This is a genomic window from Amycolatopsis sp. NPDC047767, assembly GCF_040704195.1.
Taxonomy (GTDB): Bacteria; Actinomycetota; Actinomycetes; order Mycobacteriales; family Pseudonocardiaceae; genus Amycolatopsis.
The window spans coordinates 210,952-235,394 of record NZ_JBEYSJ010000001.1; the positions used below are offsets into that span (position 1 = coordinate 210,952).

Sequence of the window (24,443 nt, forward strand, 5' to 3'; positions counted from 1 at the left end):
CGGGTAGCAGCTCACGAAAAGCGCTCACGCAGAGCGACGGTCCCCGCCGAGCCGACACCGGGTCGGCCGCCAGTTCCCACCACACGCCATCCAGCACCGGACCACGTCGATGACTGGCCCGTGTCCGGCTCCCAGCCGACTCCAGAGACCCGGCCCGCGGTCACGTCCGCTTCCGGTGCGCCGCCCACACCGCCTCCGCGGCGGATCGCCACGTGAACTCCCGCGCGCGGTCGCGGCCCAGCCGCGCCAGGTCCGCCGCGCGTGCAGGGGAGCCGAGGACCTCGCGCAGCCCGGCGGCCAAGGCCACCGCGTCGCCGCGCGGTACGACCACGCTCGCGCCGCCGGCGACCTCGACCAGGGCAGGCACGTCGGTGTGCACTACGGGGACCCCCGAGGCCATCGCTTCGAGCACCGGCAGCCCGAAGCCCTCGGCCAAGCTGGGCACCGCCAGCACGCTCGCGCCGCGCAGGGCCGTGGCCAGTTCCGCGTCGGTGACCTTGCCCAGCACGTGCACGTCGGTCAGGCCGCGTGAAGCGGCAAGCGCGACCGGGTCGATGCCGCCCCAGCCCGGCTGGCCGGCGAGCACCAGGGCCACGTCGCCCACCGCGGCGACGGCGTCCACGAGCACGTCGATGCCCTTGCGCGGCTCGATGGTCCCCACCGCGAGGACGTACTTCGACGGCAGGTCCAGCGCCGCCGAGCCCTGGGGCACAGTCACGCCGTGGGGCACCACGCGCACCGGCACGGTCACGTCCACCAGGACGGCCAGCTCGTCGGCCACCGCGCGCGTCGGCACGATCAAGGTCGACGCGCGGCGCGCGGCGCGGGCGATCATCGACCGGTGCCAGCTCACGCCGCGGGCGGTGAGGGTCTCCGGGTGGGTCCACGGCACGGTGTCGTGCACGGTCACGGTCAGCGTCTTGCCCGCGGGCGGGCGCGGCGGCGCGAACGGCGTCGGCGCGTGGACCGCGTCGCCGCGCGGCCACCAGGGCACGCCCAGCTGCCACAGGCCGACCAACGCGCGCGGCGGCACCGGGAGCGCGCGCGGCCCCTCGACGCCTTCGACGACGGCGGCAGAAACATCCGCGTGGCGCGCGACCACGCTCGACACCGTCCAGCCCGGCGGCGCGGTGCGCGCCAGCGCGGGCAGCAGTTCGGCGGTGTACCGGCCCGTACCACCCGGGACGGGGGCGAGCAGCTGCTCGGCGAGCACTACCAGTTCGGGCACGCCGCTATTCTCACCCAGGTGACCAGCGCGGAAACCGGCAGCACCGTCGTCGTGGTCACCTGGCGTGGCGCGGCTCACGTCGAGGCCTGCCTCGACGCCCTCGCCGCCCAGACGCGTCCACATCGGACGCTCGTGATCGACAACGCCTCCGACGACGGCACGGCCGCCCTCCTCCAGGCGCACCCGTCGAAACCGCAGGTCATCCGCCTCAAGCGCAACACCGGCTACGCGGGCGCGATGGCCGTGGCCCTCGACCACACCACCACCCCACACGTGGCCTGGCTCAACGACGACGCCGCCCCCGAACCCACCTGGCTCGCCGAGCTCGAAGACACCCTGGCCGAACAGCCGCTCGCCGCCGCCGTCACGAGCCGGCTGGAGCTGGCCGACGGCACCACGCAGTCGACCGGCGTCCGCCTCACCGCCGACGGCCACGGCGCCGACCTCACCGAACCCGCCGACGAGGTCTTCGGCTTCTGCGGCGGCGCCGCCCTCCTGCGCACGGACGCACTCAAAGCCGTCGGCGGCGTCCCCGCGAGCTTCTTCTGCTACTACGAGGACACCGACACCGCATGGCGCCTGCGGCTGGCCGGCTGGCACGTCGTCTCGGCCCCGAAGGCCCGCGTCCACCACCGCCACGGGGCCAGCACCAAACCCGGCTCTCCCCTGTTCCACCGCTGGAACGAACGCAACCGCCTCCTCATGCTCCTCCGCTGCGCCCCGGCCGCGATCGCCGTGCGCGAAATCGTCCGGTTCGCCCTGATCACCGCGCTGCTCCCGCTGCGCCGCAACAAGCCCGCCGCCGCCAACTTCCGCGTCGGCCTCCGCGCTCGCGTGCTGGCCGAAGTGGCCCTGAGACTCCCCGCCACCCTGCGCGCCCGCAGACGCACAGGCGAGATCACCACCCTCGGCCGAGGGGCGATCTGGGACGCCTGGGCGGGCCTTTAAGCTGGGCGAGGCCCGACATCACGGACAGGAGCTCGTTTTGGCGCTGGGGGAACCGCAACCGCTCGTCTCGGTGATCGTGGTGAACTACCGCGGCGCCGAAGACACGATCACTTGCCTTCGCGCGCTGTCCGACCTGGACTACGAGCACGTCGAGCTGATCTGCGTCGAGAACGCCTCCGGCGGCGACGACGCCGAGCGCATCCGCGCCGCCGTGCCGGCCGTGAAGCTGATCGAGTCGCCCGTGAACAGCGGCTTCGCCGGGGGCTGCAACCTCGGCGCGAAGCACGCCAACGGCACCGTGCTCGCCTTCCTCAACAACGACGCCCGCCCGGCGCCCGCGTGGGTCTCCGCGGCCGTCGCGGAGCTGCAGGCGCAGCCGACCGTCGCCGCGGTGGCCAGCAAGGTCGTCGACTGGGACGGCACCGGCACCGACTTCGTCGACGCGGGCCTGACCTGGTTCGGCATGGGCTACAAGCGCCACGCGGGCAGCCCGCTGGCCGACGTGCCCGAGGCCGAGCGCGAAGTCGCCAAGGACGTGCTCTTCGGCACCGGCTCGGCGATGTTCGTGCGCGCCTCGGTGTTCGCCGAGCTCGGCGGGTTCGACGAACGATTCTTCATGTTCTACGAGGACGTCGACCTCGGCTGGCGGCTGAACCTGCGCGGCTGGCGCGTGCGCTACGTACCGGAATCGCTGGCGTACCACCGTCACCACGGCACGATGTCCGCCGTCGACGCGCCCGAGACCGGCCGGGAGACCTTTCTCCTGGAACGCAACGCGCTCGCCGCGCTGTACAAGAACCTCTCCGACGAGTCGCTCGCCAAGGCGCTGCCCGCGGCGCTCGCGCTGGCCGTCCGGCGCGCCACCGCCCGCGGCGGCCTGGACCCCGAGCAGCTGAACCTCGAAAAGGGTGTCGGCCCGGTCGAGACGGGTGACCTCGCCGTGCCGCGGACGACCGTCGCGGGCGTGCTGGCCATCGACCGGTTCGTGGAAATGATGCCGTCGCTCGCCGAGTCCCGCGCCGAGGAGCAGGCCGCCCGCGTCCGCACCGACGCCGACCTGCTTCCCTTGCTGCGCAAGGCTTTGGAGCCCGCATATCCCCTGCCGGACTACCTGCGGGCCCACGAAATCCTTGTCGAGGCCTTCGGCATCGAGGCCGTGTTCGGGCAGCGCCGCAAGATCCTCGTGCTCACGGGCGATTCGATCACCGAGCGCATGGCCGGCCCCGCGATCCGCGCGTGGAACATCGCCTCGACGCTCGCCGCCGAGCACGAAGTGCACCTGATGACCACCAACCCGCTGCTCTCACCGCCGGCCGCGGCGTTCCGCATCAGCTCGGGCAAGTTCCGCGACCTCGACGCCCCCATCGAGTGGGCCGACGTGATCATCCTGCAGGGTCACGTGCTGGAGCTCGCGCCGACGCTGAAGAAGCAGCACGCCAACAAGATCGTGGTCGCCGACGTCTACGACCCCATGCACCTCGAGCTGCTGGAGCAGGGCAAGGGCGGGGCCGACGACCAGCGTGCACTCGACCTCGCGGGCGTCACGAAGGTCCTCGACGCACAGCTGGAGCGCGCCGACTTCTTCCTCTGCGCCTCCGAGCGCCAGCGCCACTTCTGGCTGGGCCACCTCGCCGCGCTGGGCCGGCTCTCGCCGCGGCTCTACGACGCCGACCCGACCACGCAGTCGCTGCTGGCCGTGGTGCCGTTCGGTCTCTCGCCGCAGGAACCCGTGCGCACCGGCCCCGGCCTGCGTGCGTCGCTCGGGCTCGGCGAGTCCGACCGCGTGGTGCTGTGGGCCGGCGGCGTGTACAGCTGGTTCGACCCGCTCACGCTCATCCGCGCCGTGGATCTGCTCCGCCGGAACCGCGACGACGCACGGCTCGTGTTCCTCGGTATGAAGCACCCGAATCCCGAGGTCGCCGAGATGGACATCGGCGCCCGCACGATCCGGCTGGCCGACTCGCTCGGCCTCACGGACAAGCACGTGTTCTTCAACGAGCAGTGGGTGCCCTACGGCGAGCGCCAGAACTGGCTGCTCGACGCCAACTGCGGCGTGACCACGCACTACGAGCACGTCGAGACCACGTTCGCCTTCCGCACCCGCGTGCTCGACTACCTGTGGGCGGGCCTGCCGATCGTCACCACGGACGGCGACGCGTTCGCCGACCTGGTCCGCACCGAGCGGCTCGGGGTCGTCGTGCCGGCCGAGGACGCGGAGGCACTCGCGGCCGCGCTGGAGAAGTCTCTGTACGACGAGGAGTTCGCGGCCGGCTGCGTCGAGCGGATCGCCGAGGTCGCGCGCCGCTACGCGTGGCCGGAGGCACTGAAGCCGCTGGTGGAGTTCTGCCGCAACCCGCGCCCGGCCGCAGACCGGCTGCCGGGCGGCGCGGACCTTACAACCACCGCCCCCGTCCGCGGCACGGCGCTGGTCCGCCGCGACGTCGACCTCGTCCGCGAGTACCTCGCTCAGGGCGGCCCGAGCGAGCTGGCCCGCCGCGTCGGCGGCCGCGTCGTGAAGGTCGCCCGGCAACGGTTGCGCCGTGGCTGACCGACCGCTGCGCGTGCTGCTCGACGGCACCCCGCTGCTCGGCTCCCGCACGGGCATCGGCCGCTACACGGCGGCGTTGAGCGAGGAACTCGCGTCGATGTCCGAAGTGGACCCTCGCGCGGTCGCGTTCACGTTGCGCGGCTGGCGAAAGCTGCGCGGCGTCCTGCCCCACGGCGCGCGGGCGCGCGGGATGCCCGTGCCCGCGCGGTTGTTGCGACGCGCGTGGCTGCGGTCCGAGCTGCCGCCGGTCGAGCTGTTCGCCGGCCCCACCGACGTCGTCCACGGCACCAACTTCGTCCTCCCCGGCCGGCTGCGCGCCGCCGGCGTGCTGACCATCCACGACCTGGCGTTCCTCGACGAACCCGGCGAGCTCGCGCCGTCCGACCGGACGCTGCCGGAGCTGGTCCGCCGCGGCGCCCGCCGCGCCGACGTGATCTGCACCCCCACCGCGGCCGTCGCCGACTCGGTGGCCGAGCGCCTGGACGTTGCTCGCGACAAGATCGTCGTCACCCCGCTCGGCGTGAACCCGGCGTGGTTCACCGCGCGTCCGCCGGACGACGGCCAGCGCGCGAAGCTCCGCCTGCCGGAGAAGTACCTGCTGTTCGCCGGTGCCGCCGGGCCACGCAAGGGCCTCGACTGGCTGGCCCGCACGCACGCGTCCGCGCCGGATCTGCCGCCGCTGGTGTTCGCCGGGCCGGGTCCGTTCCCGCGGCTGCCGCGTTCCGGGCAGACGGGTTATCTGTCCGATGTGGACCTCCGGACCGTCGTCGCCGGGGCGGCGGCGTTGGTGCTGCCCTCGCGCGACGAGGGCTTCGGGCTGCCGGTGCTGGAGGCCATGGCGTCGGACGTTCCCGTGGTCTGCACGGACATTCCGGCGCTGCGGGAAGTGGCCGGTCCGTGTGCGACGCTCGTGCCCTACGACGACGTCGACGGCCTGGCGACGGCGTTGCGGCAAGCCGTGCTCGATCCCCACGCGACGGCCACGTCGACGGCCCGCCGCACGCACGCCGCCGGCTTCACCTGGCGCAACTGCGCGACGCTCACCGTCGAGGCCTACCGCCGGGCCGCCAAGCGCTGAACCGCCGGTGAGGGCGCACCGCGCCCTCACCGGTCAGCTCCGGAAGTACTCCGCGAGCGCCTCGCGCCACGGCCGCAACGGCGTCAGCCCCGCCTCGCGCCAGGACGCGTTGGACAGCACCGAATACGCGGGTCGCGGCGCCGGCCGCGGGAACTCTTCGGTCGTGCACGGCCGCACCCGCTCGGGGTCCGCGCCGATCTCCTCGAAGATCGCCTTCGCGAACCCGCACCACGTCACCTCGCCCTCGCCGGTGCAGTGCAGCACCCGCGACGACGGACCTTCGCCGGCCGCGATCCGCCCGGCCAGCTCCACCACCCCGGCGGCCAGGTCCGCGGACCACGTCGGCGACCCGGTCTGGTCGTCCACCACGGTCAGCTGGTCCTTCTCGCCCTCCAGCCGCTGGATGGTCTTGACGAAGTTGGCCCCGCTCTTGCCGTAGACCCAGCTCGTGCGCACCACCCAGGCCGACGCGCCGGACCCGAGCACCGCGTCCTCGCCGGCGGCCTTGGTCCGCCCGTACGCGCTCTTCGGTCCCAGCTCGTCCGTGACCTCGTACGGCCGCGAAGCGTCGCCCGGGAACACGTAGTCCGTGGACACGTGCACCAGCGGCACCCGCCGCGACGAGCACACGGCGGCGAGCACGCGCGGCCCGTCGGCGTTCACCCCGAACGCGCGGACCTCGTCCTGCTCGGCCGCGTCGACCGCCGTGTACGCCGCCGCGTTCACGACCACCGGCGCCGCACCCGAGGCGGCGGCCCGGGAAACCAGCGCGTCGAGCGCCCGGACCACCTCGCCGGCCGAGCGGACGTCGAGCTCCGCCGAAGCCGGCGCGACCACCTCCACCTCGGGACCCGCGAGCGCTGCCAGGTCGCGGCCGAGCTGGCCGGAACCGCCGGGGACGAGCAGAGCGAGCCGCACCGTCTTACCTCCACACGAAAAGCACGAAAATCCTCAGGACGTACCGAGCGCGGCGCGGCCCTTCAGCGGCTCCCACCACGCGCGGTTGTCGGCGTACCAGCGCACCGTACCTGCCAGACCGTCCTCGAAGGACACCCGCGGCGCGTAACCGAGCTCGGAGCTGATCTTGGTGATGTCGACGCTGTAGCGCCGGTCGTGGCCCTTGCGGTCCGCCACCGGCTCCACCCGCTCCCAGCCGACGCCCACCGCGTCGAGCAGCCGTCCGGTGAGCTCGCGGTTGGTGAGCTCCGTGCCGCCGCCGATGTTGTAGATCTCGCCGGCGCGCCCGCCGTCGGCGACGAGCTGGATGCCGTGGCAGTGGTCGTCGACGTGGAGCCAGTCGCGCACGTTGAGGCCGTCGCCGTAGAGCGGCACTTTCAGCCCGTCGAGGAGATTGGTGGTGAAGAGCGGGATGACCTTTTCAGGGAACTGGTACGGGCCGTAGTTGTTCGAGCACCGTGTGACGCACACGGGCAGGCCGTGCGTGCGGAAGAAGGAGCGCGCGATCAGGTCCGACGACGCCTTCGACGCGGAGTACGGCGAATTCGGCTCCAGCACGTGGTCTTCCGACCACGAACCGTCCGCGATGGACCCGTAGACCTCGTCGGTGGACACGTGCACGAACTTGCCGACGCCCGCCTCCAGCGCGGCCTGCAGCAGCGTCTGGGTGCCCAGCACGTTGGTGAGCACGAAGTCGGCCGAGCCCAGGATCGAACGGTCCACATGCGACTCCGCCGCGAAGTGCACCACCAGGTCGATACCCCGCATCAGGTCCGAGACCAGCGGCGCGTCGCAGATGTCGCCGCGGACGAACCGCAGGCGGGGGCTGTCGGCGACCGGGTCGAGGTTCGCCTCGTTGCCGGCGTACGTGAGCTTGTCCAGCACCACGACCTCGGCGTCACGCAGCGTCGGGTAGGCACCCGAAACCACCTGCCGGACGTAGTGCGATCCGATGAATCCCGCACCGCCCGTGACCAGGACTCGCATCCTTCTCCACCCTTCGTGCCCGCTTCTCGTGCCCGACCGGGCAATCCGACCACCAGACTACGGATGACCCACCCGAGACTCGGTAGAGTCTCCCGAAGGCACTCCGGTGCCCACGGGGCATGGGTGGGGGAGGAACGCGTGACCGAGTGGCCTGGGTCTCCGCTGCCGTCGCAGCGGGTACCGGCAGCGCACGGCCGCGGCGTGCTCGTCGGGCTGCGCCGCGGTGGCAAGGTCGTGCTCTCGATCCTCTCGATCGTGATCCTGGCCCTGACCTGGTACGGCTGGCAGTTCATCGGCGACCCGCAGACCGGGTTCACGACCACGCAGATCTTCGACCAGCCCGAGGCGCACGCCAAGCCGCTCGACGGCGCCATCGACATCCTCCTCGTGGGCCAGGACAGCCGCACCGACGCGCAGGGCAACCCGCTGCCGCGCGAGGTGCTCGACATGCTCCACGCCGGCATCGCGGACGGTGAAAAGCAGACCGACACGATGATCCTGGTGCACATCCCCCAGAACGGGCAGCACGCCGTCGCCATCTCCTTCCCGCGTGACTCGTGGGTGGAGATCACCGGCGGCTTCGGCAAGCACAAGCTCAACAGCGCGTATGTGTACGCCTACAACGACACGTTCAAGACGCTGCAGAACCAGGGTGACACCGACCTCAAGGACGTCGACCAGAAGTCCAAGGTGGCCGGTCGCAAGAACCTCGTGGCGACGCTGGAGAAGTTCATCGGCAAGCCGGGCATGATCGACCGCTACGCCGAGGTGAACCTCGCGAGCTTCTACGAGATCACGAAGGCCATCGACGGCGTGGACGTGTGCCTCAAGGCGCCGGTGAAGGAGAAGAAGTCCGGCGTGGACCTGCCGGCGGGCCGCCAGAGCATCTCGGGCGTGCAGGCGCTCGCGTTCGTGCGCCAGCGCTACGGCCTGCCCAACGGCGACCTCGACCGCATCGCGCGCCAGCAGGCGTTCCTCTCGGGGCTGGCGAACAAGGTCCTCTCCGGCGACGTGCTCACCAACCCGGCCAAGATCGCGCAGCTCGTGGCCGCGGTGAAGAAGTCCGTGGTGCTTTCCGAGGGCTGGGACCTCACCGAGTTCGCGGAGCAGATGCGCGGCCTGACGGGTGGCAACGTCGAGTTCCACACCATCCCCACGCAGGGCAACGCGGTGATCGGCGGCGCCGACGTGCTGCGCGTCGACCCGGCCCAGGTTCAGGCGGAGGTCGACCGGCTCACCTCCGACGGCACGCCCGACACCCCGACCTCGACGCCCGCCACGCTGCCCGGCGCCGGCGCCGTGACGGTCGAGCTGTTCGACGGCAGCGGCGCCGACGTCGCGACCCAGACCCACACCCTGTTGCAGGGCAAGGGCTTCAAGCTCGCGGGTGACACGAAGCTGTCCGCTCGGGCGAGCACCGTGATCCGCTACAACCCGGCCGACGACGCCGCGCTCGCGCTGGTCCGCCAGGCCCTCGGCGGCGACCTCGAGGCCGAGCCCGACTCCGACGTCACCGCCGGGCACGTGCGCGTGCTGCTGGGCAAGGACCGGCGCGGCGCGGGCGCCGGGTCGGGATCGACGGTCACGACCACCCCGACAACGCCCACCGCGCCGGCCGCACCACCCACTCCGCCGATCACGGCCGGCGGAGTGCCCTGCGTCAACTAGAGTCGGGCACTCAGCGTGGCGGCCGGGGCGGGCCTCTAGGCTGGGCTATGGGGAGGTACTTGGGGTGGACGAGAACGAGGACAAGCCGGACCGGGTCGAGGGCGAGGAGCCGGCAGAGCCGTCGCCGGAAGAAGCCGTCGAGCCGGCTGAGGCTGACGAGACGCCGGAATCGGACACGGACAGTGACGAATCCGCGGAGTCTTCCGAGTGGAAGCCGTCGCCCTACCCCCGGTTGGACCTGCCACAGCCGACGGTGCGGACCCCACGTGTCCGCCCGGGCCGCGCCGGCCGCATCACCCGGCGGATCGCGCTGGGGCTCGTGTCGGTGCTGGCGCTGGGCGCCACGGGCTACGCGTACGTGACGAAGGACCAGCTGCAGAGCAACGTCCCCACCACCGACGTCCTCACCCCCCGCGCGGGTGAACCGCCGGCCCCGCCCGCCGACGACGGCGCCACCGACATCCTGCTCGTCGGCAGCGACGCGCGCACCGACGCGCAGGGCAACCCGCTGCCGACGAGCATGCTGAAGTCGCTGCGCACCGAGGAGAAGGCGGGGATCAACACCGACACGATCATCCTGCTGCGCTTCCCGAAGGACGGCAGCAAGCCGTCGGGCGTCTCGATCCCGCGCGACAGCTGGGTCGACATCCCGGGCCGCGGCCAGGCGAAGATCAACTCGGCGTACGGCGTGGCGAAGGCCCAGTTCGCGGACGCCGAGCGCGCCAAGGGCGAGCGCGACCAGGCGAAGATCGAGCGCGACTCCGACAGCGAGGGTCGCCGGGTATTGGTCCAGACCGTGCAGGACCTCACGCAGATCCGCGTGGACCACTACGCCGAGATCAACCTGCTGGGCTTCTACCTGCTCACCGAGGCCCTCGGCGGCGTGAAGGTGTGCCTGAACCACTCGACGTCGGACAAGGACTCGGGCGCGGACTTCCGCCGCGGCGTGCAGACGGTGTCCGGCGGCGAGGCGCTGTCGTTCGTGCGCCAGCGCAAGAACCTACCCCACGGCGACCTCGACCGGATCGTGCGGCAGCAGGCGTTCCTGTCCTCGGCGCTGCACCAGGTGCTGTCGGCGGGCACGCTGACCAGCCCGTCGACGATGAGCAGCCTGATGGACGCCGTGCACCGCTCGATCACGCTCGACGACGGCCTCGACGTGCTCGACTTCGCGCAGCAGGTGAAGGGCGTGGCGTCGGGCGACCTGAACTTCACGACCGTGCCGGTGATCACGGCCAACGGCCGCAGCGCCGACGGGCAGAGCATCGTCGAGGTCGACCCGACGGCGGTGCGCAAGTTCGTGGCCGGCCTGGTCGGGCGCGCGCCGATGGGTGGCGGCGGGGCCGCGGCGGGTGCGCCCGCACTCCAACTGCAATCGGGCATCCCCGGCGTGCCGTGCGTCGACTGAAGCCCCGGCTAGCCTGGACTGCATGAGCCTCACCGAACAGCTGCTGCGCCCGCTGCTGGCGTCGCCCGCGAAACCGCTGATCACGCATTACGACGACCAGCTCGGCAGCCGCGTCGAGCTGTCGGTGGCGACCACGCTGAACTGGGCCGCGAAGACGGCCAACTGGCTCGTCGACGAGTTCGACGTCGAGCCGGGCGACGACGTCGCCGTGCAGCTGCCCGCCCACTGGCAGACCGCCGGCATCCTGCTCGGCGCCTGGTGGTGCGGCGCCCGCGTCGTCCCCGAGCCCAACGGCGCGCGCGTGGTATTCATCGGCCCCGACGCTTCCGTCGACGCCCCGGCCGTCGCCGTGGTCTCCCTCGACCCGATGGGCCGCGGCCTGTCCACTCCCCCGGCGGGCGGCGCGCTCGACTACCTCACCGAGGCGCGGATGTCGGGCGACCAGTTCACCCCGATGTCGGCCATCCCGGGTGACACTCCCGCGCTCGGCTCGTCCACTGTGGACGACATTCTCTCGGAAGCCCGTACGCGCGCCGAAAAGCTGGGCCTGACCGCCGCCGACCGCGCTCTGTCCACCTTGGACTGGACCATCCCCGACGGCGTCCTCGACGGTTTCCTCGTGCCCCTGGCCGCGAGCGCCCACCTCGTCCAGGTCACCCACGCGGACCCGGCGAAGCTCGACCGCAAACGCGACGCCGAACGCACCACGACCGACCTCGGCTGACGGACGTCAGACGGTTTCCAGCTCGGCCGGCCGCGCCTCGCGCTTGCGCCAGAACAGCACGTGGTCCACCGACAGGCGGCCGCCGTTGAAGCCGAGGGCGAGGGCGGCCAGGCCGAGCACCGGCACGAGTTCGTAGCCGTTGTCGCCGGTGAGGCCGTTGGACACGTGGACCGAGAGCAGCGCGCCCGTCATGTCGACGACGTAGCCGAGGGCGATCACCGGCAGCAGGAAGCCGGCGACGAAGGCGATCGAGCCGAGCACCTCGAGGATGATCACGAACACCGCCGCGACCGAGGGCAGCGGGACACCGACCTGGCTGAAGAAGTTCGCAGTGGCGCCGATGCCACTGTTCCACTTCTGCACCCCGTGGACGAAGAAAACCACTGCCACGCCGATCCGGCCGAGCAGCAGGGCGACATCCTTGACTCGAGTGTCCATCAAAAACTCCTGATCGGTGATCTTCCCACTGTCCCGGCCCACAGTAGGTCGGGTCGCACCACCGAAGCCCGCTTCGGCGAGTGATCGACAGGAAACCGACAGGCACCGGAAAATACTCGCTGTACGCGTCCGTCACCGAGCGGTATTGTGCCGACCGCCCTGTCCGAGACGGTGAGGAGACCCCGATGCGCCGACAGTCCGACCGACCCCAGTTCGGCCTGTCCATCGCATCGATGAGGACCTCACCCACCCATGAAGACCCTCACCCTTGGCGTTCTCGCGCACGTCGACGCCGGTAAAACCAGCCTGACCGAGCGCCTGCTCTTCGAGACCGGCGTGATCGGCCGGCTCGGCAGCGTCGACTCCGGCGACACCCAGACCGATTCCCTGGAGCTCGAACGCCGCCGCGGCATCACCATCAAGTCGGCCGTGGTCGCCGTGACCACGGGCGAGCACCGGCTCACGCTCGTCGACACCCCCGGTCACTCCGACTTCATCGCGGAGGTCGAACGTGCCCTCGGCGTGCTCGACGCCGCCGTGCTCGTCGTGTCCGCAGTGGAGGGTGTGCAGGCGCAGACCCGCGTGCTCATGCGGACTCTCACCCGCCTCGGCATTCCCGTGCTCGTGTTCGTGAACAAGATCGACCGGTTGGGCGCGCAGGAATCCACCCTGCTCGACGCCCTGCGCACCCGGCTTTCCCCGCGTTGCGTCGCCCTCGACACGGTGACCGGGCTCGGGACGCCGCAGGCGAAACCCGTGCCGCTGCCGCCCGGCGAGCACCTGGCCGAAGCCCTGGCGGACGACGACGAGTTCCTCGCGTCCTATGTAGCGGGACGGGAACCGGACTACCACGCGGCCCTCGTTCGCCAGGTCGCACGCGGAGCCGTGCACCCGGTGGTTTTCGGCTCGGCGATCACCGGCGCGGGCGTGGCCGCGCTCTTCTCGCGCGTCCGGGACCTGTTTCCGGCACGGGAACGCACCGACGCCGGAGAGCTGGCCGCCACCGTGTTCAAGATCGAACGTGGGCGCGCCGGCGAGAAGATCGCGTACGTCCGAGTGCGGTCGGGCTCGCTGAGCCCACGCACGCCGTTTCCCTTCCACCGCCGCGAAACCGACGGCACGGTCACCGAGCTGACCGGCCGCGCGTCCGCCGTGCGCGTCTACGAACACGGCGCCACCCCGGTCGACGGCCTGGCGTGCGCCGGCGACGTCGCCCGCGTCTGGGGACTGAAGGACATGCGGATCGGCGACCACCTGGGTCTCGCCGACCCCCTGGCCGAGCCCGGATTCTTCGCCCCGCCCAGCCTGGAGACGGTGGTGCGGCCCGTCAACCCGGACGACGCCGTGGCCCTGTACTCGGCGCTGGAACGACTGTCCGAACAGGACCCGCTGATCAGCGTCCGCCGCCACGAACACGAAGTCTCCGTGCGGCTCTACGGCGAGGTCCAGAAAGAGGTGATCCGCTCGACGCTGGCCGAGGACTTCGGCGTGGCCGCGGAGTTCGAGGAGTCCCGCATCCTGCTCGTCGAACGCCTCTGCCGTGAGGGCCACGCCGTGGGCCACCGCGCACCTGACGAACGCGTGTACTTCTTCGCCACCGTCGGCCTGCGCGTGGAACCCGGCCCGCCGGCCTCCGGCGTCGGGTACCGGCTGGGCGTGGAGCTCGGGTCGCTGCCGCTGGCGTTCCACAAGGCCATCGAGGAGACCGTGCGCGCTCAGCTGAGCCACCGCCCGCGCCCGGTGATCGACTGCGTGGTGACCCTGACCGACGCCGCGTTCTTCCCGCCACTCACCACAGCCGGCGACTTCCGCGGCATGACCGCGCTCGTGGTCGCCGAAGCCTTGCGCGCCGCCGGCACCCGCGTGCACGAACCCGTGCACAGCTTCGAAGTCGAGGCCCCGGCGAACGCGGTGAGCGGCGTGCTCCGCAAGCTCGTGGAGCTGCGCGCCGTGCCTGACGAGCCCGCGGTCACGGCCACCGGCTGCACCGTCACCGGCACGATCCCGGCCGCATCCGTGCACGAGTTCGAACAGGCGTTGCCCGCACTCACACAGGGCGAGGGGGTGTTCTTCAGTGAGTTCGCCGAATACCGGCCGCGCTGAGCGTCACCGCTTGTGCGCCCACGCCGCCCCGAAACAGTACGCACCGAAAGCCGCGAGTCCTAACGCGACAATCGTGAGCAGCACCGCGCCGAACGGCTGCCCGGCCAACGTCCGCAGCGCCGCGTCGAGACCGCCGGCCTCCCGAGCGTCGGACTGCAGACCGGCATACCCGAGCAGCACGGCCACCAGCGCGAGCACCACGCCTTTCGCCACGTACCCACCCGTGCCGAGGCGGGCCACCCAGCGCCGGGTGCCCCGCGGCAGCTCTGAGGTGTCGAGGTCCTCCAGGAACGACTGCCGCACACCCTTCACACCGGATGCGACGGCGACCGCGGCCACGCAGCACGCCGCGACCACCACGAGGGCAGGCCCGGCAGGCAACGCGAGCACCTTCCCGGTGGCCTCCTGCTGGCGCTGGTTGCCCGCGGACGAACCGGCACCGACCGCGATCCGGATCGCGCTGTACCCCAGCGCGAACACCACGATCGCGCGGCCGCCCGAGCCGAGGCGCTTGCGCACCCGTTTGCCGCCGGACACCCACTCGTACCCGGTCGCGGCCATGAGCACCTGCCACAAGCCGAACGCGATCAGCCCGACCGCGAGCACCCACAGCACCGCGGTGCCGAACGCGTTGGAGCCGATCTCTTGCAGCGCACCGTTCTGGTCCGCGGCTTGACCGGTGCCACCGCCGAAGGCGATGCGCAGCGCGAGGTAGGCGATGATCAGGTGCACCAAGCCGTAACACGCCATTCCGGCGCGGCCGAGCGTTTGCGCGACCTTGCTGCGGCGCGGGTTTTCGACGTGCGATCTCGCCGCGGCTGCGGCGGACTGGGGAGCGGTCATCGGGCACCTCCGTTGCCGGAGGCTTACCCGCCGATGACCGCCGCTACCCGCCTGGACAGGATTAGCCCGGCGATTGGGCCGTTCGGCTCAATCGACTGTCGCGTGTGGACTCAGGCCGGGCCGCGGCGGACGGAGTCGAGGGCGGCCCAGCCGCCGTGGGTGGCCAGGAGCGTCAGGACCTGTTCGGCGTGCGCGGCGAAGCGCTGCAGGTCTTCGTGGAGCTTGGGCGCGCGGTCGGAGTCCAGGGGCGCGAAGTCGTCCCACCACAGGCCGATCACGGCGCTCGCGCACAGGGCCAGGGCCTGGATCACGTGCACGAACTCCTCCGACGGGTCGGCGGAGGACTCGCGGTACACGGTCTCGATGTCGTCCAAGGCGTCGAGCAGTTCGCGCAGCTGTTTGACCGCGTCGGCGGGGGTGCCATCCCACGCGGCCGTGGGCCAGGCGCGGTCGCTCAGCTCGAGCCACAAGCGCCAGCCGGCGACCAGCTCGGCGTCGTCGCTCGGCTTCCAGGTGTCAGGGACCGGCCAGAACATGTCGACGACTGTGACACTCTGCCGCGGGCCTGCACAACCGGAATGGCACAACGGGACGAAAAGAGTTCGCGTTTGTACCTACTTCTGGAATCCTCGTTACGTGCTCATCCGCGACGCGACAGGCGAGGACTGGCCCGCCATCTGGCCGTTCCTGCACACCATCGTCGCCGCTGGTGAGACCTACGCGCTGCCCCGTGACCTGGGAGAACAGGCCGCCCGCGACTACTGGCTGGCATCCCCGCCGTCGCGCACAGCCGTGATTGTGAACAATTTCGGTGACATTCTCGGCTCCGCGAAGATGGGGCCGAACCGCGAAGGACCGGGCTCGCACATCGCGACCGCAAGCTTTATGGTGGCGCCCGCTTCCGCCGGCCGAGGCGCCGGCCGCGCCCTCGGCGAGAACATGCTGGAGTGGGCGCGCGCCGAGGGCTACCGCGGGGTGCAGTTCAACGCCGTCGTCGAGACCAACACCCGAGCGGTCGCCCTGTGGAAATCACTCGGCTTCACCGTGATCGGCACGGTGCCCGGGGCCTTCCACCACCCGACGCACGGGTACGTCGGGCTGCACGTGATGTACCAGTCGCTCAGCTGATCACCGGAGGCACGAACACGCACTTCGGGGTCTGCGCGTGCGCCGGGTCGAGCGCGTTGAGCACCTCGCGCTCGGCGATCGGGTCGTACGGGATGCCGAGGTGGTCGGTGAAGTCCGCCGAGCAGACGTCCTGCAGCACGATGTTCTTGACGTTCGGCGCCGGCTTGAGGAACGCGTTGGTGTAGGGCGTGACCACGTCGTCGTACTTCGTCTGGATCACGGTGTAGTCGATGCCGGGCACGGTGTCGCCGCCGGCGTTGAGGTCGGTCAGGAAGGCCGAGCCAGTGGACTGCTCGTTGCACGACGCGCACGCGAGGCCTACGAGGTCACGCACCGGCGGGATGGCCTGCAGGGTGCTGAGCAGGCCGAACAGGCTCGTGCCGTAGTTCGACGGCGAGAGACCGATGAGCTTGCCGATCTTCGAGGCACCGCCCAGGTACTTGATCCAGTAGCGCGGGTTCATGCCGCCCTGCGAGTGCCCGACGATGTCCAGTTTCGCCGCGCCCGTGGCCGCGAGGACCTTGTCGCCGAACTGCGCGAGCTGCGTGGCCGTGCCCGCGACCGGGCCGACGGTCTGCAGGAAGCTGCCCGGCGAGCCGCCGAAGTTGCCGGCGAACACGCAGTAGCCGTGGTCGGCGAGCACCTTCGAGAGATTGGCCCAGTTCTCGTACGCGTTGGCCGTGGTGCCGTTGGACAGCAGGACCGGGTTGGGGTGCTCGGCGGAAGGCTTGCAGTTCCAGTCGTTGGCGCCCGGTGGCGCGATGGTCGGCTGCACCACGGAGTACAGCGCCGCCGAGATGATGTTCGGCTGGACCGGGCCGGTCGGCTCCTTCACCGCCGCGTCCGCGGTGCCGGTACTCAGGGCGACCGCTCCCAGTGCCGCCACGAGAACCACTACCCGACGCCCGAACGCGCGCACGCCCATCCGCTCCACCTCTCCGTGAACCGATGGTGACCCCAGTCACCTGATCAGTTAACGCGTTGAGAGAGGAACGGAAACTCCTCCAAGTGGGTTACTTGCCCGCAGCGTGGGCTTCGAGGAACTTCTTCAGGTGGGGCTGCACGTCCGACGCGTGGGTGAGGCTGAGGAAGTGCGCGCCGCTCACGACCGTGACCAGCGGTTCGGCGTTGGGGAGCGCGGCCACGAGCGACTCGGCGCGGGCCATCGGGTACTCGTTGTCGCCGCTGCCGTGCAGCACGAGCGCCGGCGCCTGGATCTCGCCCACGCGTTCGAGCACGCTGTCGCGGCTGACGAGGGTCTCCATGATCCGCTGGAACTTCTCGCCAGGGACCTTGAGCCACTTCGTCTTCCAGTCGGACGCTTCGAAGTCGCCCAGGCAGAACGTGGCGATGCCGTCGACCAGCGGCTCCGGCCCGGCTTCGAGCCAAGCGGCAATCAGGTGCCGGTAGACCGTGGCGGTGCCTTCGGCCTCCCTCTCCGCGGACGTGCCGAGCACGGCCAGCGCGGTCACGCGCTCAGGCTGGAGCAGCGCCATGCGCAGGGCGATGAACCCGCCCTGGCTGGTGCCGATCACGGCGGCGCGCTCGATGCCGAGGTGGTCCAGCACGCCGAACGCGTCGCGGGCGACGTCCCAGTAGTCGAAGTCCGCGTCGGCCGGGGTGGCGCCGTGGCCGCGTTCGTCGATCGCGATGAGCCGGTAGTCCGCGCCGAAGGACTCGACCTGCGGCTGCCACATGTCGATGTCCATCAGGAAGCTGTGCAGCAGCAGGACAGCGGGGCCGTCACCGCCGTAGTCGACGAAGTGGACCTGCTGCCCACCGTTGACGGTCACCGTGGCCATCCGACACCTCCGCGTTCGGGATCAGCATGGCACATGTCTCACATGCGCCCGGGTCGGGCAAGAGGCTGGGAAATCCTCACCCGAATGCCTGGTCTCCGCCGCCGATTCGCCGGTGTGGCGTGGATCAGCGCGCGGCGTGCGCGGCGAGGAAACCCTTGAGGTGCGGGTTGACGTCGGCGGCGTGGGTGAGGCTGAGGAAGTGCGCGCCGTCCTCGATCGTGACCAGCGGTTTCGCGTTCGGCAGACCGTTGACGAGTTCTTCGGCCTTCTCGAGGGGGTAGGCGCGGTCGGCCGTGCCGTGCAGGACCAGCACCGGGGTCTGGACCTCTCCGAGGCGGTCGAGGAGGCTGTCGCGGCCGGCGAGGGCGCCGATCAGCAGGCGGGCTTGCTCACCCTGGTAGTGCTCGCGCCACTTGGCCTTCCACGCCGTGGCGTCGAAGCTGTCGCCGAAGCAGATGGCGGCGACGCCGTCGATCACGCCGTCGGGGCCGTCCTGTGCCCACACGTCGCCGAGCTGCCGGTAGACGGCCGCGACCTCGGCGGGCTCGGCGTCGGCCGACGTGCCGAGCACGGCCAGCGCGGTCACGCGCTCGGGGGCGAGCAGCGCCATGCGCAGGCCGACGAACCCGCCCTGGCTGGTGCCGATCACGGCGGCGCGGTCGAAGCCGAGGTGGTCGAGCACCGCGAGCGCGTCGCGGGCGATGTCCCAGTAGTCGAACGGTCCGTCCGCGGGGGTCTCGCCGTGGCCGCGCTCGTCGATCGCGATCAGGCGGTGGTCACCGCGGAACGCCTCGACCTGCGGGAGCCACATGTCGACGTCCATCAGGAAGCTGTGCAGCAGGACGACGGCCGGGCCGTCGCCACCGTGGTCGACGTAGTGGACCTGTTGCCCACCGTTCACGGTCACCGTGGCCACACCGCACCTCCGCATTGAGACAGACAAACGTTTTGTCTCACGTTCGAGGTGTTTTGGCAAGCGGACTCGGCCATACTGCGCGGATGGCCGGCCCACCCTCCACCGACGACGTCGTCCGCGCGGCGACCGAGGCGTACCTGCGCGGCCGGCCGATCGACATGTCGGCACTGGCGGCCGAACTCGGCCTGAGCCGCGCGACGCTGTACCGCCGCGTCGGCAACCACGAGCAGCTGCTCGGGCGCGTGCTCGCCGACAGCACCGAACGGACCTACCTCGCGATCGAGTCCGGCGTGACCGGTCCCCCGGGCCTCACGCGGACGCTCGTGGTGGTCGAGCGGTTCATGCGCACCGTCGTCACGCTCGCGCCCCTGAAGGACCTCGCCCGCCGCGACCCCGTGCTGTTCGCGAAGGTGATCATGTCACCCGGCGAGGTCGAGTCCCGCGCGGCGCGCCTGTTCACCGAACTGCTCGACCGCAACGGCCTCCACTTCGACGCCCCGACCGAGGCCGTCGCCCAGGCCGTGATCCGCATCGGCGACTCGTTCATGTACTCCCAGCTCCTCGGCGGCGAACCCCGGCTCGACGACGCCGTCCAGGTCATCGGTCTGCTGCTCGCCACCGCGAAGTAACCCGCGGCCGGGTGGTTCAGCGCCGGCCGCAAGCGCTTCGCGAAGTGCCCCGTCGCGGCCGGTGGTTCAGCGCCGGCGCAAACGCTTGTCGAGGATCGCCGGCGTGGGGTTGATGTAGAAGTCGCCCGAGTGCACGTCGACACCCGGCGGCACGATCTCGTCGATGCGGTCGAGCACGTCGTCGCTCAGCTCCACGTCGGCGCCGGCCAGCAGATCGGTGAGGTGCTCGGGCCGGCGCGGGCCGATCAGCACCGACGTGACCGCCGGGTGCGCGCGCACGAACGCGATCGCCAGGTGCGGCACGGAGATCCCCGTGTCGGCGGCGAGCTTGGTCAGCTCGGCCACGGCGTCGGCCTTCGCCTGCACGCCCGGCCGCGAGAGGTCGAACATCTGCGCGCCACGGCCGGCGTTGCGGTGCCCGGCGGTCGGGTCCGCGCGGCCGGACAGCCAGCCCGAGTTGAGCGGGCCGAACGTGAGCACGCCCATGCCGTAGCGCTGCGCGGTCGGCAGCACGCGCTGCTCTACGCCGCGCGTGAGGATCGAGTACGGCGGCTGCTCGGTGCGGAAGCGGTGGTGGCCGCGGCGTTCGGCCGTCCACTGCGCTTCCACGGTCTCCTCCGGCGAGAAGAACGAGCTGCCGATCGCCCGCACCTTGCCCTCGCGCACGAGGTCCGACAGCGCGCCGAGCGTCTCGTCGATGTCGGTGTCCGGGTCGGGACGGTGCAGTTGGTACAGGTCCACGTAGTCGGTGCCGAGCCGGCGCAGGCTGTTCTCCAGCGCCCGCTTGACCCAGCGCGGTGAGCCGCCGCGCTGGTTCGGATCCTCGCCCATGGGGAGGCCGAACTTGGTCGCCAGCACCACCGCGTCGCGCCGCCCCGCGAGCGCCTTGCCGACGATCTCCTCCGACTCCCCGGCCGAGTACACGTCGGCCGTGTCGAGAAAGTTGATGCCGGCGTCGATCGCCGCGTGGATCATGCGGACCGACTCGTCGTGGTCGGTGTTGCCCATGGCGCCGAACATCATCGTGCCGAGCGCGTATTCGCTCACGGAGATGCCGGTGCCGCCGAGAATGCGTCGTTTCATGGTTCCCACGCAACCACCGTTCGCTCCCGAGGTGAGAGGACTCCCTCCACCGGGGGTCCAGCAGACCCCCTCTCGCGGCGGCGATCGGCCCTACGCTGGATCGCATGAGCGAGCAACTCCGGGACTTCCTGCGCTCGCGCCGAGCGAAGATCACCCCCGCCGACGCGGGCCTCACCCCGCACCCCGGCCCCCGGCGCGTGCCCGGCCTCCGCCGTGAGGAGGTCGCGCAGCTCGCGGGCGTGAGCGTGGACTACTACGTCCGCCTCGAACGCGGCCGCAACCTCAACGTCTCCGAGTCCGTCCTCGACGCCATCTCCCGAGCCCTGCAGCTCAACGACCTCGAGCGCACCCACCTCTTCACCCTCGCCAAGCCCACGCGCTCACGGCCGCGGCCCCTGCCGCCCCAGCGCGTGCGCCCGGGCCTGCAGCTCGTGCTCGACAGCCTCCACCACGTGCCGGCCATCGTGCTGGGCCGCCGCATGGACGTGCTCGCCGCCAACCGCCTCGCCTGCGCCCTCTACGCCGACTTCGACGCCCTTCCTCCTCGCTCCCGCAACATGGCCCGGCTCATCTTCCTCGACGACACCGTCCGCGGCCTCTACACCGACTGGGAAGGCGCCGCCCGCGGCGTCGTCGCCACCCTCCAGCTGTACGCCGGCCGCTACCCACACGACCCCGCCCTCGCGGAGCTCATCGGCGAACTCTCCGTGCGCGACCAGGACTTCCGCCACTGGTGGGCCGACCACGACGTCTTCCAACGCACCCACGGCGTCAAGCACTACCACCACCCGCTCGTCGGCGAGCTGACCCTCGGCTACGAAGCCATGACCCCCGTCGACGACCCCGAGCAGACCCTCGGCATCACGACCGTCGAGCCGGGCTCCCCTTCCGAGGAACGCCTGCGCCTCCTGGCGAGCTGGACGTCACCGGCCAAAGTGGACGGTTAGCTTTCCGTCGAACACCCCTCCTCTCCCAGTGTCGTGACCAGCCGCGCTCGCAACGCCTCCCGCACCTCGGCGTCGTCAGGATCGAGCACCTGGCCCCGCTCCCGCAACGCCCGGTCCACTTCCGCCAGCAACCGCACGGCCTCAGCGGCGTCGCCATCCCTCTCCGCCAGCACGGCACTCGCGAGTTCGCCGTACGGCACCAGGTCGCCGACGTCGTGTTCCCTCGCGTACCGCCGAACTCCCTCGAACAACTCCCGCGCCCGCCCGACATCGCCGGACTCCAGCTCGACGTACCCGAGGTTCAGCTGCTCCCAGACCACGAGATCGGCCAGCCCCGCCTCCTCCCGCAACGCGATGCTCCGCGCGAACAACTCCCTCGCTTCCTCCAGCTCTCCCTTCATCCGCGCCACCGCCGCCAGCACATGCACCGGCCCCCGCTCCAACGCCGAGTCACCACTGCGGCGCGCAACCTCGAGCGCCGCCACGGCCAGCTCCCGGCACCCGGCCAAGTCCCCACCCCGCACGGCGACCCGGGCCAACATGCACAACGCATCGACCTCGCCGACCGCGTCACCCGCGGCCTTCGCCCGCGCGAGCTCCGTGCGACTCATCCTCTCGACAGCGTCGGTCTCCCCTCGCCTGAACGCGGCGAACGCCTCTTCCGCAAACGCCATCCCACTCCCTTCCTGCCGAGCGCCCGGCCCAGCGATCGCCCCACCGGAAGCCACCCGGCGGCCACAGCTCGGCCCTCATTTCTCCACCCCTCACCTCGATTCTTCTGCCTCCGCCGGGAATCGCGCGAAGGACCGCCGAGTCCTCTTCGTCACGCCGCTCCCCGCAACGGCACCTCGATCCCCCTCGACGACACCTCGATCAACTCCGCCGCGGCAACCAGCTGCGCGGCAAGCTCGCGCGCCCCGGCGCCGTCGACCTCGACGTCGGCCCAGCAGTCCCGGTTTTCGACGTGCACCAGCACCGTCTGCCGCTCGGTGGACCACGTCTTCGCCATCAACACTCCTCATCCACTGCTCCTCGTGCAGCACAGTGCTCCATCAGCACCGCTGTCACCCAGCGTGCCTCAAGCGGCGCTGCGCGTCAAGCACTACACTGCTCCTCGTGCAGGATCTCCCGGAACCACCGCGCGAAGCGCCCGGCGACGCCATCGGCGCCCAAGCCGAGCGCACCTTCGCCCTCAACATGCGTGCGCTGCGAGAAGAGCTGGGCGTGTCCCAGGCTGGGCTCGCGAAGAAGCTGGAACGAGTGGGAATCCAACTCGACAGCACGGCCATCACCCGCATCGAGAAACACGCCGACGGCACCACCGGCCGGACAATTCGCCTCAGTGAAGCGGTCGCCATCGCGAAGGTCCTCGACACTTCGCTCGCGAACATGGTCCAGCCCGCGCGGTCAAGCCTGTTCGAACAACTGTCCCAAGCGACGGAAGAACTGGAATCCGCGACCGACGCCGCCGACACCGCCAACCGCCACCGCGACGACGCCGAGGAAAAAGTCCGCACGCTGCAAAGCCGTTTCGTCGAACGCGAAGTGCCCAGAATGCAAGAGATCCTGCGCTACACCGCCCGAGACCTGCACCGTCTGGCCGGCACCTGGAGCGAGCAGCGGGAATCGTTCAAACAACAGCGCATCAACCTGGCGAAGAACGCCGACGCGACCGACCCCGAAACCGAGTCAAGGCTGCTGCAACTGGAAGAAAAAGAACTGATCTGCCTCGACGTCCTCTACCGGATCGAAGACGCCGCCAAGATCCGCGCCGGCTGGCGACGGCAATGAAAAAGCCCGCGCACCCGGAAAAGGTGCGCGGGCCGAAAAGCCGAGAACCTCAGCCCTTGAGCAGAGCCCGGGCCATCACCATGCGCTGGATCTGGTTCGTGCCTTCGTAGATCTGCGTGATCTTCGCGTCGCGCATCATGCGCTCGACCGGGAAGTCGCGGGTGTAGCCGGCGCCGCCGAAGAGCTGCACGGCGTCGGTGGTCACGGACATCGCGATGTCGGACGCGTAGGCCTTCGCGGCGGACGCCATGAAGCCCGCGCGCTTGTCGCCGCGCTCGGAGGCGGCGGCGGAGGCGTAGACGAGGTGGCGGGCGGCCTCGATCTTCGTGCCCATGTCGGCGAGCATGAACTGCACGCCCTGGAACTCCGAGATCGACTTGCCGAACTGCTTGCGGTCCTTGACGTACGCGATCGCGGCGTCCAGCGCACCCTGCGCGATGCCCAGCGCCTGCGCGCCGATGGTCGGGCGGGTGTGGTCGAGCGTCTTCAGCGCCGTCTTCAGCCCCGTGCCCGGCTCGCCGATGATGCGCTCGGCCGGAATCGTGCAGTTCTCGAAGTAGATCTCGCGCGTCGGAGAGCCCTTGATGCCGAGCTTCTTCTCCTTCGGCCCCACGGAGAAGCCCGGGTCGTCCTTGTGCACGACGAACGCGGAAATGCCGTTGGACTTCTTCTCCGCGTCCGGATCGCTCACGGCCATCACCGTGTACCACGAAGATTCACCCGCGTTGGTGATCCACGCCTTGGTGCCGTTGAGCACCCAGTGATCACCGTCGAGCTTCGCCCGCGCACGCATCGAGGCGGTGTCCGAGCCGGCTTCGCGCTCCGACAGCGCGTACGACGCCATCGCCTCGCCCCGCGCGATCGACGGCAGCACGATCTTCTTCAGCTCTTCCGAGGCCGACAGAATGATCGGCTGCGTGCCGAGCTTGTTCACCGCCGGGATCAGCGACGCCGACGCGTCGACCCGCGCGACCTCCTCGATCACGATGCAGGCGCCCACGGCGTCGGCACCCTGGCCGTCGTACTCCTCGCCGATGTGCACGGCGTTGAAGCCCGACTTGTTCAGCGCCTCGAGCGCCTCGGTCGGGAACCGCTCGTTCTCGTCGACGTCGGCCGCGTAGGGCGCGATCTCCTTCTCGGCCAGAGCCCGGACCGCGGCCCGCAGCTCCTCGTGCTCCTCGGCAAGCTGGTACAGGCCCTCGGCCACTTCCGTCACC

24 protein-coding genes are annotated in these 24,443 nt (G+C 70.9%); 11 read left to right on the plus strand and 13 right to left on the minus strand.

The window, feature by feature from the left end:
• Positions 1-160: 160 nt before the first annotated feature.
• Entirely contained in the window at positions 161-1,228 is a 1,068-nt protein-coding gene (locus tag AB0878_RS01030) for a glycosyltransferase family 1 protein (protein WP_366575323.1), read from the minus strand.
• Positions 1,229-1,246: 18 nt separating this feature from the next.
• Between AB0878_RS01030 and AB0878_RS01035 the strand changes: the two genes are divergently transcribed.
• From AB0878_RS01035 to AB0878_RS01045, 3 genes are read left to right on the plus strand one after another with little or no spacing between them, the layout of a single operon-like run.
• A complete protein-coding gene (locus tag AB0878_RS01035) occupies positions 1,247-2,176 on the plus strand; it encodes a glycosyltransferase family 2 protein (protein WP_366575325.1) in 930 nt (309 codons plus the stop codon).
• Between the two features lie 37 nt (positions 2,177-2,213).
• Positions 2,214-4,724: a glycosyltransferase gene (locus tag AB0878_RS01040; RefSeq protein WP_366575327.1), complete on the plus strand. Its 2,511-nt coding sequence runs from the start codon at positions 2,214-2,216 to the stop codon at positions 4,722-4,724.
• Positions 4,717-5,802 carry a glycosyltransferase family 1 protein gene (locus tag AB0878_RS01045; protein ID WP_366575329.1) on the plus strand — a complete coding sequence of 362 codons (1,086 nt, stop codon included), beginning with the start codon at positions 4,717-4,719 and terminating at the stop codon, positions 5,800-5,802. The genes AB0878_RS01040 and AB0878_RS01045 overlap by 8 nt, the downstream gene beginning before the upstream one ends.
• 33 nt (positions 5,803-5,835) lie before the next feature.
• Here the strand turns inward: AB0878_RS01045 and rfbD are convergent, their stop codons facing one another.
• Positions 5,836-6,720, minus strand: a complete 885-nt coding sequence (gene rfbD / locus AB0878_RS01050; RefSeq protein ID WP_366575330.1) for a dTDP-4-dehydrorhamnose reductase — start codon at positions 6,718-6,720, stop codon at positions 5,836-5,838.
• Positions 6,721-6,753: 33 nt separating this feature from the next.
• Positions 6,754-7,746, minus strand: coding sequence for a dTDP-glucose 4,6-dehydratase (gene rfbB / locus AB0878_RS01055; RefSeq protein ID WP_366575332.1), 993 nt, complete (start codon positions 7,744-7,746; stop codon positions 6,754-6,756).
• A gap of 138 nt (positions 7,747-7,884) precedes the next feature.
• Here rfbB and AB0878_RS01060 point away from each other — a divergent pair, with 138 nt between their 5' ends.
• From AB0878_RS01060 to AB0878_RS01070, 3 genes are all read left to right on the plus strand, one after another.
• On the plus strand, positions 7,885-9,414 hold the full coding sequence (locus AB0878_RS01060) for an LCP family protein (RefSeq protein ID WP_366575334.1): 1,530 nt from the start codon (positions 7,885-7,887) through the stop codon (positions 9,412-9,414).
• 253 nt (positions 9,415-9,667) lie between these two features.
• On the plus strand, positions 9,668-10,822 hold the full coding sequence (locus AB0878_RS01065; RefSeq protein WP_366575933.1) for an LCP family protein: 1,155 nt from the start codon (positions 9,668-9,670) through the stop codon (positions 10,820-10,822).
• Positions 10,823-10,844: 22 nt separating this feature from the next.
• Positions 10,845-11,546: a TIGR03089 family protein gene (locus AB0878_RS01070; RefSeq protein ID WP_366575336.1), complete on the plus strand. Its 702-nt coding sequence runs from the start codon at positions 10,845-10,847 to the stop codon at positions 11,544-11,546.
• A 6-nt stretch (positions 11,547-11,552) separates the two neighbouring features.
• On the opposite strand, the gene AB0878_RS01075 is transcribed toward AB0878_RS01070, so the two are convergent.
• Positions 11,553-11,984, minus strand: coding sequence for a DoxX family protein (locus AB0878_RS01075; RefSeq protein WP_366575338.1), 432 nt, complete (start codon positions 11,982-11,984; stop codon positions 11,553-11,555).
• Between the two features lie 252 nt (positions 11,985-12,236).
• Between AB0878_RS01075 and AB0878_RS01080 the strand changes: the two genes are divergently transcribed.
• On the plus strand, positions 12,237-14,087 hold the full coding sequence (locus AB0878_RS01080; protein WP_366575340.1) for a translation factor GTPase family protein: 1,851 nt from the start codon (positions 12,237-12,239) through the stop codon (positions 14,085-14,087).
• 3 nt (positions 14,088-14,090) lie between these two features.
• Here the strand turns inward: AB0878_RS01080 and AB0878_RS01085 are convergent, their stop codons facing one another.
• The gene (locus AB0878_RS01085) at positions 14,091-14,930 is read right to left on the minus strand and encodes a DUF1206 domain-containing protein (protein WP_366575341.1); all 840 of its coding nucleotides are present in this window, start codon (positions 14,928-14,930) and stop codon (positions 14,091-14,093) included.
• Between the two features lie 110 nt (positions 14,931-15,040).
• The gene (locus tag AB0878_RS01090) at positions 15,041-15,466 is read right to left on the minus strand and encodes a hypothetical protein (protein WP_366575343.1); all 426 of its coding nucleotides are present in this window, start codon (positions 15,464-15,466) and stop codon (positions 15,041-15,043) included.
• Between the two features lie 100 nt (positions 15,467-15,566).
• Here AB0878_RS01090 and AB0878_RS01095 point away from each other — a divergent pair, with 100 nt between their 5' ends.
• A complete protein-coding gene (locus tag AB0878_RS01095; protein WP_366575345.1) occupies positions 15,567-16,058 on the plus strand; it encodes a GNAT family N-acetyltransferase in 492 nt (163 codons plus the stop codon).
• On the opposite strand, the gene AB0878_RS01100 is transcribed toward AB0878_RS01095, so the two are convergent.
• From AB0878_RS01100 to AB0878_RS01110, 3 genes are all read right to left on the minus strand, one after another.
• Positions 16,051-16,983 (minus strand): alpha/beta fold hydrolase, encoded by a 933-nt coding sequence (locus AB0878_RS01100; protein WP_366575347.1) that lies wholly within the window; start codon positions 16,981-16,983, stop codon positions 16,051-16,053. The genes AB0878_RS01095 and AB0878_RS01100 overlap by 8 nt on opposite strands.
• A gap of 88 nt (positions 16,984-17,071) precedes the next feature.
• On the minus strand, positions 17,072-17,860 hold the full coding sequence (locus AB0878_RS01105) for an alpha/beta hydrolase (protein ID WP_366575349.1): 789 nt from the start codon (positions 17,858-17,860) through the stop codon (positions 17,072-17,074).
• 124 nt (positions 17,861-17,984) lie between these two features.
• On the minus strand, positions 17,985-18,776 hold the full coding sequence (locus AB0878_RS01110; RefSeq protein ID WP_366575351.1) for an alpha/beta hydrolase: 792 nt from the start codon (positions 18,774-18,776) through the stop codon (positions 17,985-17,987).
• An 83-nt stretch (positions 18,777-18,859) separates the two neighbouring features.
• Between AB0878_RS01110 and AB0878_RS01115 the strand changes: the two genes are divergently transcribed.
• Positions 18,860-19,405, plus strand: coding sequence for a QsdR family transcriptional regulator (locus AB0878_RS01115; RefSeq protein WP_366575353.1), 546 nt, complete (start codon positions 18,860-18,862; stop codon positions 19,403-19,405).
• Between the two features lie 66 nt (positions 19,406-19,471).
• On the opposite strand, the gene AB0878_RS01120 is transcribed toward AB0878_RS01115, so the two are convergent.
• A complete protein-coding gene (locus AB0878_RS01120; protein ID WP_366575355.1) occupies positions 19,472-20,488 on the minus strand; it encodes an aldo/keto reductase in 1,017 nt (338 codons plus the stop codon).
• Positions 20,489-20,592: 104 nt separating this feature from the next.
• On the opposite strand from AB0878_RS01120, the gene AB0878_RS01125 reads away from it, so the two are divergent.
• Positions 20,593-21,435 carry a helix-turn-helix transcriptional regulator gene (locus tag AB0878_RS01125; protein ID WP_366575357.1) on the plus strand — a complete coding sequence of 281 codons (843 nt, stop codon included), beginning with the start codon at positions 20,593-20,595 and terminating at the stop codon, positions 21,433-21,435.
• Here AB0878_RS01125 and AB0878_RS01130 read toward each other — a convergent pair.
• Together AB0878_RS01130 and AB0878_RS01135 are read right to left on the minus strand one after the other, a co-directional pair.
• Positions 21,432-22,109, minus strand: a complete 678-nt coding sequence (locus AB0878_RS01130; RefSeq protein ID WP_366575358.1) for a hypothetical protein — start codon at positions 22,107-22,109, stop codon at positions 21,432-21,434. The genes AB0878_RS01125 and AB0878_RS01130 overlap by 4 nt on opposite strands.
• Before the next feature lie 149 nt (positions 22,110-22,258).
• Positions 22,259-22,444, minus strand: a complete 186-nt coding sequence (locus AB0878_RS01135; protein WP_366575360.1) for a hypothetical protein — start codon at positions 22,442-22,444, stop codon at positions 22,259-22,261.
• Between the two features lie 107 nt (positions 22,445-22,551).
• Between AB0878_RS01135 and AB0878_RS01140 the strand changes: the two genes are divergently transcribed.
• Entirely contained in the window at positions 22,552-23,226 is a 675-nt protein-coding gene (locus tag AB0878_RS01140) for a helix-turn-helix transcriptional regulator (RefSeq protein ID WP_366575361.1), read from the plus strand.
• A 49-nt stretch (positions 23,227-23,275) separates the two neighbouring features.
• Here AB0878_RS01140 and AB0878_RS01145 read toward each other — a convergent pair whose 3' ends face one another.
• Complete coding sequence (locus AB0878_RS01145; RefSeq protein WP_366575363.1) at positions 23,276-24,442, minus strand: acyl-CoA dehydrogenase family protein; 1,167 nt, start codon at positions 24,440-24,442, stop codon at positions 23,276-23,278.
• Position 24,443 lies beyond the last annotated feature (1 nt).